Origin of the sequence: Photobacterium lucens (assembly GCF_009873615.1) — a bacterium.
In the GTDB taxonomy this organism is placed as follows: Bacteria; Pseudomonadota; Gammaproteobacteria; order Enterobacterales; family Vibrionaceae; genus Photobacterium; species Photobacterium lucens.
This window is the reverse complement of record NZ_SSMG01000097.1, coordinates 1-2,877: the sequence shown is the minus strand read 5'-3', so window position 1 is coordinate 2,877 and position 2,877 is coordinate 1. Positions and strand designations below refer to the sequence as shown.

The 2,877-nt window shown below is 41.5% G+C and carries 3 protein-coding genes; 2 read left to right on the top strand and 1 reads right to left on the bottom strand.

The annotated features are described in order from the left end of the window. The first annotated feature begins 146 nt into the window (after positions 1 to 146). Together narQ and E5A76_RS05080 are read left to right on the top strand one after the other, a co-directional pair. Positions 147 to 1,844 carry a nitrate/nitrite two-component system sensor histidine kinase NarQ gene (gene narQ / locus E5A76_RS05085; RefSeq protein WP_316247319.1) on the top strand — a complete coding sequence of 566 codons (1,698 nt, stop codon included), beginning with the start codon at positions 147 to 149 and terminating at the stop codon, positions 1,842 to 1,844. A gap of 4 nt (positions 1,845 to 1,848) precedes the next feature. Then, positions 1,849 to 2,475 (top strand): response regulator, encoded by a 627-nt coding sequence (locus tag E5A76_RS05080; RefSeq protein WP_053988577.1) that lies wholly within the window; start codon positions 1,849 to 1,851, stop codon positions 2,473 to 2,475. 75 nt (positions 2,476 to 2,550) lie between these two features. Here the strand turns inward: E5A76_RS05080 and E5A76_RS05075 are convergent, their stop codons facing one another. After that, entirely contained in the window at positions 2,551 to 2,832 is a 282-nt protein-coding gene (locus E5A76_RS05075) for a winged helix-turn-helix domain-containing protein (RefSeq protein ID WP_161118284.1), read from the bottom strand. Positions 2,833 to 2,877: the final 45 nt, after the last annotated feature.

Sequence of the window (2,877 nt, the reverse complement as noted above, 5' to 3'; positions counted from 1 at the left end):
AATACCACCTAAGGGGTAATTGATAGGGTTATTTGTTCTAGATCAATAAATAGATAAGATAAAACTCACATTATTCGATAATTTAATGCATCGTATTCATGTGCGTTATGAAGAATTGTGAATAACGATTATTAGAAAGGATTCATGTGGCAAAGAAAAAAACAAATTCGGTAACAAGCACCATCGCTCGTTCAATGGTACTGATTTTATTCATCTCTATTTCGACAACCTCACTCGCATTGATGACACTGACATCTAGCTTGAACGATGCCGAAGCCATCAACATCGCAGGCTCAATGCGTATGCAAACTTATCGCTTAGCTTTTGATATTGAGACACACTCACCATTACTGTCTGAGCACATTGAGCAGTTTGAACAGTCGTTACATTCTCCTTCGATGAAAGAGCTCAATCATTGGTTTGTCCCTAGTGATATCCAACAACAGTACAACCAGCTAGTACTGCGCTGGGACGAGCTACACCCCATCTTAGAAACAGAAAACAATAAATCTTTCATTCAGCATGTCGCCCCTTTTGTTCATCGAGTTGATAAGTTTGTCGCAGAACTACAAGAATCTTCTGAAATTAAACTTCAACGATTAGCAACCATCGGTGCCATGGGATTAACCACGATATTACTGATTGTGTTCTACACCATCCGCTACACACGTTTACAAATCGTTGCGCCACTCAATGATTTAGTGAATGCCTGTAAACAAGTAAAGCGTAAAAACTTTCAGTTCCGTGTTTGTAATAACAGTAACAATGAATTAGGGATCTTAGCGCAGACATTTAGCAAAATGTCCTGTGAGTTAGAGCAACTTTATGATGGGTTAGAGCGTAGCGTCACAGAGAAAACTCGCCGTTTACGCCATGCCAATGAATCACTGCAAGTGCTTTACAACTGCTCACAACAACTCTCAGTTAGCCGACTGACCACAGAGCAATTTACTAACATGTTAGAAACCATGATTGCGATTGATGGAGTAACGGGAGCTCGACTGATCATTGCAGAAACAACAGGAAGCACTACGGAGCTCCATGCTGGTAGCCGCATTAATCAAAACTGGCACAGTAATGAACTGTATATCGATGGTGAATTAATGGGACGGTTATGGTGGCAATATACGTTGCCGTGTCCAGATCAAGCATTGATCGATAATATTTCACAAATTCTCGCCCGTGGTATTTATTACAACCGCGCTCAGAAACAAGCTGAGCATTTGTTACTCATGGAAGAGCGTGCCACTATCGCCCGAGAGCTGCATGATTCACTAGCACAATCACTGTCTTATTTAAAAATCCAATTAACCCTCTTAAAAAGAGAGTTAAATCAAATTGAGCACGGTGACGATATCAATCGTACCGTGCAAGATATAGAACAAGGACTAAGTAGTGCCTATACCCAATTACGTGAGCTGCTCAGTACATTCCGTCTCACCATTAAAGATGCTAACTTTGGTGAAGCGTTAAACCAAATGCTTGAACCTCTGGAAGATCAAACCGACGCCTTATTGGTGATAAATAACCACTTACCATCCATGGCGTTAGATGCCCATAACCAAGTGCATTTATTACAGATCATTCGTGAAGCGGTACTCAATGCAATTAAACATGCAGATGCCGATGAAATCACCGTCACCTGTTATCAAACAGCGCAAAATGTGCATGTGACGATCGGTGATGATGGTAAAGGATTTGACCCAACAGCAAGCAAACGGGATCATTATGGTCTAAGCATTATGCAAGAGCGTACATCACGGCTTAATGGTGACTTACAGATAGATTCACAACCCCATCACGGCAGTACTATCAGCCTGATATTTCCACTACAAAAAGGATAACAATATGACATGTTGGAAAGTCATGATTGTCGACGATCACCCTCTGATGCGTCGAGGGATCGGTCAGTTGCTCAGCATGGAATCAGACTTTCAATTAGTCGGTGAAGCCAGTAACGGTAATGATGCAATTGCTCTTGCCCATGAACAATCACCAGATTTGATTTTGCTCGATTTAAACATGAAAGGCATGTCTGGCTTAGATACGTTAAATGCCATGCGTGATGAAGGGATTCTTGCCTGTATTGTAGTATTAACGGTTTCTGATAGCCGCAGTGATATTAAAACGCTGCTCAATGCAGGTGCTGATGGTTACTTACTTAAAGATACCGAGCCTGATGAACTCATCGAGCTGTTAAAGTCTGCGCTGTGTGGTGGCAAAGCTTACAGTAACGTGGTGAAAGAATGTTTGGCAGAGCAGCATTCAACAGACGATATACTGAGTCAACTTACCGAACGTGAACTGCAAATTCTCCAAGAAGTCGCCAAAGGCCAACGAAACCGTCAAATTGCTGAGCAGTTATTTATTTCAGAAGCCACTGTGAAAGTGCATATGAAAAGCTTGCTCAAAAAGCTACAGGTTAAGTCTCGCACCGCTGCAACCATCTTGTATTTAGAATCACAAGGCCAATAAGCGCAAGTAGTTCAACCAAGCTGCTTTCATTAGCAAAAAACCGCATTGCTATTAATAGCGAATGCGGTTTTTTATTTATGGCGCTAATGCCGCCAATAAATCAGGCTCTCTTGCCTTAATCCACTCTAAGTCAAACGGTCCCCAATCACTCAATGTGTAATAACCATCATTATGACGACGACCATCCTGAATAAAACACAGCTCTATACCAATGCTAGGTAAAGCTTTTAAGACATCTTGAATGGTGCGACGAGGCCAACCTGTTTGTTCAATTAAACGAGGGACGTTAGGTCGCTCGGTATATTCCACTAATAATGCTAAGTAAAGTCGACGGGCAAAAACCGGATTCAGTTCCATTGAGGCCTCCATAAAATACTTTACTTATTATTAACTGCTAAGAAA

Coding starts and splice junctions, on each gene's coding strand:
- E5A76_RS05080 (WP_053988577.1), top strand. CDS start 1,849: ATGACATGTTGGAAAGTCATGATTGTCGACGATCACCCTCTGATGCGT.
- E5A76_RS05075 (WP_161118284.1), bottom strand. CDS start 2,832: ATGGAACTGAATCCGGTTTTTGCCCGTCGACTTTACTTAGCATTATTA.